The sequence below is a fragment of the Rhizobium redzepovicii genome (genome assembly GCF_019793435.1).
In the GTDB taxonomy this organism is placed as follows: domain Bacteria; phylum Pseudomonadota; class Alphaproteobacteria; order Rhizobiales; family Rhizobiaceae; genus Rhizobium; species Rhizobium redzepovicii.
Map to the genome: position 1 here is coordinate 72305 of NZ_JAILYH010000026.1, position 8076 is coordinate 80380.

8 protein-coding genes and 1 pseudogene are annotated in these 8076 nt (G+C 59.5%); 5 read left to right on the top strand and 4 right to left on the bottom strand.

Translation table 11 applies throughout. The annotated features are described in order from the left end of the window. Positions 1-162 precede the first annotated feature (162 nt). Positions 163-744 (bottom strand): TetR/AcrR family transcriptional regulator, encoded by a 582-nt coding sequence (locus tag K6N12_RS30640; RefSeq protein WP_097626042.1) that lies wholly within the window; start codon positions 742-744, stop codon positions 163-165. A 138-nt stretch (positions 745-882) separates the two neighbouring features. Here K6N12_RS30640 and K6N12_RS30645 point away from each other — a divergent pair, with 138 nt between their 5' ends. Next, on the top strand, positions 883-1440 hold the full coding sequence (locus tag K6N12_RS30645) for a DUF308 domain-containing protein (protein WP_097626043.1): 558 nt from the start codon (positions 883-885) through the stop codon (positions 1438-1440). A 168-nt stretch (positions 1441-1608) separates the two neighbouring features. Then, positions 1609-2589, top strand: coding sequence for an SDR family oxidoreductase (locus K6N12_RS30650; protein ID WP_097626044.1), 981 nt, complete (start codon positions 1609-1611; stop codon positions 2587-2589). A 931-nt stretch (positions 2590-3520) separates the two neighbouring features. Here the strand turns inward: K6N12_RS30650 and K6N12_RS30655 are convergent. Further along, the gene (locus K6N12_RS30655; RefSeq protein ID WP_097626045.1) at positions 3521-4273 is read right to left on the bottom strand and encodes a nucleotidyltransferase domain-containing protein; all 753 of its coding nucleotides are present in this window, start codon (positions 4271-4273) and stop codon (positions 3521-3523) included. A 278-nt stretch (positions 4274-4551) separates the two neighbouring features. Here K6N12_RS30655 and K6N12_RS30660 point away from each other — a divergent pair, with 278 nt between their 5' ends. Then, positions 4552-5247: a fumarylacetoacetate hydrolase family protein gene (locus tag K6N12_RS30660; RefSeq protein ID WP_097626046.1), complete on the top strand. Its 696-nt coding sequence runs from the start codon at positions 4552-4554 to the stop codon at positions 5245-5247. Between the two features lie 10 nt (positions 5248-5257). Continuing rightward, entirely contained in the window at positions 5258-5788 is a 531-nt protein-coding gene (locus K6N12_RS30665; protein WP_097626047.1) for a gamma carbonic anhydrase family protein, read from the top strand. Between the two features lie 98 nt (positions 5789-5886). Here K6N12_RS30665 and K6N12_RS30670 read toward each other — a convergent pair whose 3' ends face one another. Both K6N12_RS30670 and K6N12_RS30675 read right to left on the bottom strand, forming a co-directional pair. Continuing rightward, positions 5887-6288: a hypothetical protein gene (locus tag K6N12_RS30670; protein ID WP_012558183.1), complete on the bottom strand. Its 402-nt coding sequence runs from the start codon at positions 6286-6288 to the stop codon at positions 5887-5889. A gap of 233 nt (positions 6289-6521) precedes the next feature. Next, entirely contained in the window at positions 6522-7094 is a 573-nt protein-coding gene (locus K6N12_RS30675; RefSeq protein WP_097626048.1) for a transglutaminase-like cysteine peptidase, read from the bottom strand. Between the two features lie 190 nt (positions 7095-7284). Between K6N12_RS30675 and K6N12_RS34465 the strand changes: the two are divergent. Beyond that, a pseudogene (locus tag K6N12_RS34465) lies at positions 7285-8076 on the top strand (hypothetical protein); the annotation flags it as partial.

An 8076-nucleotide genomic window follows, 5' to 3' on the forward strand; every position in this document is an offset into this window, starting at 1 on the left:
GGCCAAGGGCCGGCGCCTCGAAGGACACGCCGCAACGTTCCTCCTTGCAGCCATCAACCGCCGGCGCACCCGCCTCGTCCTTCGAGGCCCCTTGCGGGGCATCTCAGGATGAGGCTCTCTTGAGCGCTGGCGGCATCCTCCAGATTGGCGGGAGGAGATGTGTTATGCGCCCCGCAGCCTCGCAATCTCAGGCCCGACGATTGCGATAAACAATCCGGGATCGCCGAGAGCCCTCGTCGAGAGCATGGCCCCGTGAACCGAGGCCATCAGCATCTGTGCCTGTTCTTCCGGCCGCCTGTCCAGCCGAAGCAGGCCCTGCTCTACTCCGGCCTGCAGTACCGAGGTCAGCCATGCCGCGAGATTTTGGAAATGGGCGCGGACGCGTGATGCGACCTCGTCGGGCAGCATCTGCATTTCGCTAGCGAGCATCGCGCAGACACAGAAGGGTTGCGAAGCGTTCTCGATGCATGAACGCCAGTAGTCGATGTAGAACTGCAGCTGGTCGGCAGGGCTTGCGGCCCGTTCGCGCAGAGACTGCAAACCCGCCTCCGCCTGCTTGGTGTAACGATCGACCAGCACCGCGACCAGCTCGGCCTTGGCCGGAAAATGATGGTGGATACTCGCTTTCCTGATGCCGATCGCGGCGGATATGTCGGCATAGCTGAAGCCGTTATAGCCGCCCGCCACGATGAGCGACTGGGCGATATCGAGGATCTTGTCCGACGTCGAAGACATTGATTTCATAGCGCCGCCTACCTTCTCGTAGGCAGATTGTCAAGACGAGGAGCTTTCTCTTCAATCACAAGAAGGTGTCTGCCCGCAGCATTGACTTCAATCGCATAACCTTCCTACTAGTAGGTAGACAAAACAAGGAAACTGTCGATGCAAGCTCAATCTTCAAACCACTCCTACTGGCTGCGATCCTATTATTTCACGCGCGCCGCATTCTCGATCGTATGGATTGCCGCCGCCATTGCCTTCGCCGGGCAGCCGAGCGCCGCAGCCTTTTTGCTGGTGATCTATCCCTTGTGGGACGCGCTTGCCAATCTGGTCGACGCCCAGGCCAATGGCGGCCTGCAGGCCAATCCGTCGCAGACGTTGAATGTCGCGGTCAGCACGGTCACATCTCTCGCCGTCGTCATCGCGCTCGGCGTGAGCACCTATGCCGTCCTGGCCGTGTTCGGGGCTTGGGCAATCCTCTCGGGTCTGTTGCAGCTCTATACTGGTGTGAGGCGCTGGCGCACCGAGGGCGCCCAATGGGTGATGATCCTGAGCGGCGCGCAGTCTGCCCTTGCCGGCGGCTTCATGATCGGCCGCTCGCTTGGCGCCGCCCCGCCGACGATCCTCGATATCGTGCCTTATGCGGGCTTCGGCGCATTCTACTTCCTGCTTTCCTCGATCTGGCTTGTCGTCGCAGCCTATCGCAAGGCGCAGGCATAGGCCCGGTCCAGTTCCTGCGGCGGCAAACCTAAAGCCGCCGCAGGAGGCCAGAGTACGGCTTATTCCCTTTGCTCTCCGCCGTAGACGAGATTTGCGGGAGACGATGACATTCTTTCGCGCTATGAAAGGCGACAATAGTTCCCGCCCATAGACCCCGAGGTCACTCTCATGGCTTTGAAAGTTCTTTTCATTGGCGGCACCGGCCAAATCTCCTACCCCTGCGTCGAGCGCGCCGTTGCCGAGGGCCACCAGGTCAGCGTCTACAATCGCGGCTTGAGAAGTGCTGCCCTGCCCGCAGGGGTGACCTCGATCGTCGGCGAATTGGGATCGAGCGCCTATGCGGATCTCACCAAGCGTAATTATGACGTCGTCTGCCAGTTCATCGCCTTCACGCCCGACCAGGTCGCCCGCGACATCGAGGTATTCTCGGGCAATTGCGGCCAGTATATCTTCATCTCCTCGGCCTCAGTCTATGAAAAGCCGCCGCGTCACTATCTGATCACCGAGGAAACCCCGGCGATCAATCCTTACTGGCCCTACAGCCAGGCGAAAATCGCCTGCGAGGAACTGCTCAAACTGTCCGGCAAACTCGCCTGGACGATCGTCCGTCCCAGCCACACCGTTCGCACCGGCTTGCCGATTATGATGGGCGACAGTGATGTCATGGCGAGACGCATGCTGGATGGCGAGCCCATCATTGTGGCGGGCGACGGCCACACGCCCTGGACATTGACCCGCTCAATCGATTTCACCATGCCTTTCGTCGGCCTGTTCGGCAAGCAGGCGGCGCTCGCCGAGATTTTCCATATCACCTCCGACCGTGCGCATATCTGGGACGATATCCAGAAGACGATCGCAAGATTGCTCGGCGTCGAGGCGAAGATCGTCCACGTGCCGACGGACACGCTGATCCGGTACAATCCGGAATGGATCGGCCCGTTGCTCGGCGACAAGGCCTGGACTGCGATCTTCGACAATTCGAAGGTCAAGCGCGTGGCGGGCGACTTCACCTGCGCCGAGAGCCTCGATGAAATCCTCGCCGAGCCGATCATGCACCTCAAGCAGCGTCTGGCCATAAGCCGTCCACCGAGGGGTGAACTCGATGCTTTGATCGACCGGATTTGCGCGGCTCAAGGCGCGCTTGGCTAAGATACCCGGGAGGCGTGGAATGATGGCGACAGTGCGCCGCGCACACGCCACCAACTCGTTCATCGAAGAATAACCAGTTGAACACTTCGACGACAGCTCGGCTCTATTTCTTTCTTACATTGATATTGACTGTTACGTCCTTGATTGTTCCCTCGCCGTAGGTCACTCTCACCTTATACATATCCTTCCCGGAGTATCGGCTGTTGGAAGTATAATATTCAGATACGCCAGGAGATTTTCTGGAATTGCACCTGATCTGGGGCGCGCCTGTCGGATAATGTGAAAGAATTTTCTCGCTAACGAATTCTACCGATCCATGTGCGGGGGGCTGCACCAGCTTTATGCTCGGCATTGTCGCAGCGGTGCAGTCTGCATTCAAATTGTAAGACTGGCCCATTTTTGTTCGCTCGCCACTCACGGCGCGGCTATGATCCTGGGAGACTTGCACACCATCCTTGATGGTAACGCATGCAGACAGACCAAAGGTTGCGAAAACTATGGGAGTTAGAATATGGTTTGCTCTGAAAAAATGCGAACGCGGCATGCTTCTTTCAACCTTTGGTTTTAATAATATTACAATTCACCTTATCCAATGGGCAGCTTATTGCAATGGCGCGAGCCTTTCACAGATGCTTCGCGCCTGCCTGATCTCTTCCACCCGCCGAAGGTAAAGCACCATTCTCCAACGCCTCTCCTTGGAGGCGGCATCCTCCAACACTGCTCATCCTGAGAGGCGCGCAGGCCAAAGGCGCCGAAGCTTCGAAGGACACGCGTCAACGCTGCTCTTTGCATCCATCAACGCCGACGCACCCGCCTCGTCCTTCGAGGCCCCTGCGGAGCACCTTTGGATGAGGCTCTCGTGGGCGTTGGCGCCGCAGCAACGCCTTTTTAGAGTGAACTCATCAAGACAACAGTGCTCCTGTATCGACGCCTACTCCAGCCGCCGTGCCTCCAGCGGCGCCTCCTGCCTGAAACCCTCGAAACAGCGGCCGCCATGCAAGGCAAGTTCGCGGTCGGCCAAAGCCAGCAATCGTGTGCCCTCGCCTCCTGCCGCCAACTTGAACGCCGCGTCGAATTCCGCCGCCAGTTGGGTATCGAGCTTGCCGATGAGACGCGGCGCCCACTTGCCGCGGCCGGTCCATTCGCCGCGTCCGAGCAGAATGAGATCGGCGAGCTTCTGGTAGAGTTGCGCGGCGATCGCCGCGATCTCCTCGGGCGGGCGCGTCCCGCGCAGATCGTCGGCAAGATCGGTGACCTGATAGCGCAGCATGTCGTAGCTGGTGCCGGCAAGCGCTTTCGGCCCGGCCGCCAGCATTGCCGCCGCCTTTGCCTGCACGATGCGCGCGCGCCCGGTATCCCGTCCGACCACGCGCCCCGTGGCGACCATGTTGGCCATAACAGGACAGCCGCTCTCGGTATCGGCATGGATATAATACGCCAGCGTCTCTTCATCGTGGACGAAGGCCTCGACCGGAAAGTCCTCGTGGGTGAAGGATTCCCGCCAGGCTCGTTCCAGTGACGGAAACACGACGACGAGATCGATATCCGAAAACGCTGTGCCTTCGCCGCGCAGCAGCGACCCGGTGGCGTAAGCGAAGGCGGCTCCGGCATAGCGGCTGGCAAGAGCGCGGCGGGCGGCGGCAAGCGCCCGCTCCGCAACTATCTGTTTCTGGATGTCGTCCACGATCTCGTCCTCGAATGGCGGCAGACGAGCGGATATGAAAAAACCCGCTCTTTTCCGGCGGGTTGGGTCTCAGCAGCAACGAACGGAATTCAGTTCACGCGTCTGCATCCACCGCCCGGGGCGGTGGTCGTAGACATCGTCGAAACTGCAAAGATCCCGGTCATGGCGGCGAGGATATCGCCCGGCGGCCGGAGCGTCAATGCACCGAGAATGCTTCCCCGGCGCATTGTTTTCCGTCTAATATGCCCCAAGACTCGTCAACCAGGAAGAGCCCGCCCATGTCCGATCCCGCCACCGTCATCCCGCTTCCAAAACCGGTTCTGCTGCCGGTCGAAGGCAGCGATGAGCACTTTCCGGTACGCCGCGTCTATTGCGTCGGGCGCAATTATGCCGACCATGCGATCGAGATGGGCCATGATCCCACCCGCGAGCCCCCCTTCTTCTTCCAGAAGAATGCCGAGAACCTGCTGCCGGCGGGCAGCGCTTTTCCCTATCCGCCATTGTCGAAGGACGTGCATTACGAGGTCGAATGCGTGCTGGCGCTGAAATCAGGCGGCACGAATATCGAGGCCGCGCAAGCGCTCGACTGCATCTACGGCTATGCCGTCGGCATCGATTTCACCCGCCGCGATCTGCAGGGCGAGGCCAAGAAACTCGGCCGCCCCTGGGAAGTCGCCAAAGCCTTCGAACATTCGGCCCCTGTCTCGGCGATCGTGCCGGCCAGCCGCCTCGGCCACCCCGGCGAAGGGCGGATCTGGCTGGAGCAGAATGGCAAACGCGTCCAGGACGGCGATCTCAACCAGATGATCTGGAAGGTGCCGGAGATCATCGCTGAGCTGTCGAAGCTCTTCACCCTTGCGCCGGGCGATATCATCATGACCGGCACGCCGGCCGGCGTCGGCGCCGTTTCCAGGGGCGACTGCATCAGTTGCGGTATCGACGGTGTTGCCACTCTATCGGTCGAGGTCGCCTGAGGAGAGAGCCATGCCCGTCTATGCGCTCGGCGGATCGACGCCGAAACTGCCCGCCGCCGGCCTCTATTGGATTGCACCGGATGCCAATATCATCGGCCAGGTCGAGCTCGGCGAGAATGTCGGCGTCTGGTTCGGCGCGGTGCTGCGTGGCGACAATGAGAAGATTACCGTCGGCGAAGGCACCAACATCCAGGAAGGGGTGATGGCCCATACCGACATGGGCTTCCCGCTGACCATGGGCAAAGGCTGCACCATCGGCCACCATGCCATCCTCCACGGCTGCACGCTGGGCGACAATGTGCTGATCGGCATGGGCGCCACCATCCTCAACGGCGCGAAGATCGGCAGCAACTGCCTCGTCGGCGCCAATGCGCTGGTGACCGAAGGCAAGGAATTCCCCGACAACTCGCTGATCGTCGGAGCACCCGCCCGCGCCATTCGTCAGCTCGACGACGCCGCAATCGAAGCCATCCGCCGCTCGGCGGAAAACTACGTTGCCAACTGGCAACGCTTCGCCCGCGATCTCAAGCAGATCGGATGATCAGGCAAGAGAAGAAGCGGGGCCAGCCGCGTCCTTCGAGACACCCCTATGGGTGCCTCCGGGTGACGGCTCCAGACTGATTTGGTTGAAAAACCGCCTTACTCGGCAGCCTCGAGAAACTGGCTGTTTCGCGAGGAAGAGGCAAGCGCCTGAACCCTGGCTTCCGCCTTGGCGATCAGCTGATAGAATTCGTCCTGCGCTTCGACATCCAGTTGAATGACGGCATTGACGTCATCGGGCGTATCGCAGACGCAGGCGACCGCCGAAATGGGACAGATGCCGCCAGGGTAACGCTTGCCGGTTCCGGTATAGGCGCGACGGCCCCAACGCTCGGAATAGACCGTTTCTTCCCGCTCGAGATGCAGGATCGTTCCCTTGCAGGCGGTTACAATAGCCGCCTTGCCGTAGGCGAACCAATGATAGTTCAGCCTCCGGAGAATATATTTGCCGGTGATGTCTTCGCCAGCCAGTTCGGCAGGGTTTTCAATCATTCTGATCATGAAGGCTTCCCTCAACGTTTGCAGAATATCCTTCATCTCTCTTTACGCAGCAAGTCAAAAAACGCTGCTTTTGGAGACACTTAGTCACAAAGTGTTTCCGATTCTTACATCAGGCACGCGTCGAGCATCGTATTGGGCACACAATTCTTCGTCGAATTTACTGCCATCTGCACCCGATTTACGCATTGTTCGAGGTGGCGCCAGGCACCTTGGCGCCTGAACTACGACACGCCTCAGGAGAACTCACCGGCGCGGGGACCGGCAAGCGTCACGCGCCAGCCCGTGCGCGATTGGAAATCCTGAGTGGCCAGAAACGTATAGCCCGTCATGCGCCAAGGCCTCACGGCACTGGTCAGATTGTCGAGCACAAAATCGCCGCCATCCGTCCGGGCAATGAGAACGACATGGTTTTGATCATGCGGCCCAATGACTACCGAAAGCGCCAGCCGGTTCGATGGAAAACCAGCCTCGATCAGATCCTTCATCTTCTGGAGAGCATAGTCCTCACAGTCGCCGCGGCCGGCAACCGGCAGAGACCAAACATCCCCGTGGGAAGGCGGACGATCTTCTGCGGGAATGATGCGTAGATTTACGGCACGATTGATCTTTTGAAGAAGCGCTATTCCTGCCCCGTCGTTTCGCTGTTGCGCCGCCATCCTGCCGCACAGCCACTTGTACTTGGCACAGGCTGCGCCGAATCCCACAGGCGCGCCGATGCTTCTTGTCACCGGCAGCGATGATCCGGCAACAGCCTGAAAAGCAAGAAAAAAGAATGAAATAGTAGCAAGAGAAAAGAGACGCGCCATAGCCGATTCCCCTATTTGACCCGAGACAATAACAGAGTCGGGATAAAAATTTATTAAAATTTTATACTTGCGAATTTAACCCTATTATATAAGCGATACAGATTAACCATTGTTTATTCTTCACGTTAATTCGTTGTTAGTATAAGAACTCTCCCCATTAACATTCGGTTAACCTTGGGAGACGCATGAAATGATCAGCAGAGCATCGAAAATCGGACTTGCCATTGCTTCCCTCCTGGCAAGCAGCAGCTTGGCAACGGCAGCCCCGGCGGTCGTTAATTGCAGCAGCGCAGTTCGCGGCACGCTCGAATACAGGCTGTGCATGCCGACCAGAGCAATTCAGGCGGATGGCAAATTCGGCCCGAACGATAACGATCGTGGCAGCCAAGGCATCGGCAGCGGCAAGAAGTCGTCCAGCACCGGTTCGGCCACCGGAACCGGTGGCAATGGCGATCAGGTTGCCGACGGCGGCGGATCGGACACCGGCGACGGCAACGGCAACGGCAACGGCAACGATGACGATGACGACGACCATGGCGACGGCAAGGACCACGATCACCATGGCGGCAAGGGCGGAAAAGATCACGATCATGGCAAGGACGGCCATGGGAAAGACCACCACGGCGACAAGGACCGCGATCATCACGGCGGCAAGGGCGGAAAAGATCACGATCATGGCAAGGGTGGCCATGGGAAAGACCACCACGGCGACAAGGACGGCGATCATCACGGCGGCAAGGGTGGAAAAGATCACGGGCACGACAAGGATGGCCCGAGCCATGACGGACGCGACGGTCCTGGCAAGGACGGCAAGGACGGCCCCGGCAAGAACGACAATGGCGGCTCCGGCAAGAGCGACAATGGCGGCTCCGGCAAGAGCGACAATGGCGGCTCCGGCAAGAGCGACAATGGCGGCTCCGGCAAGAGCGACAATGGCGGCTCCGGCAAGAGCGACAATGGCGGCTCCGGCAAGAGCGACAAT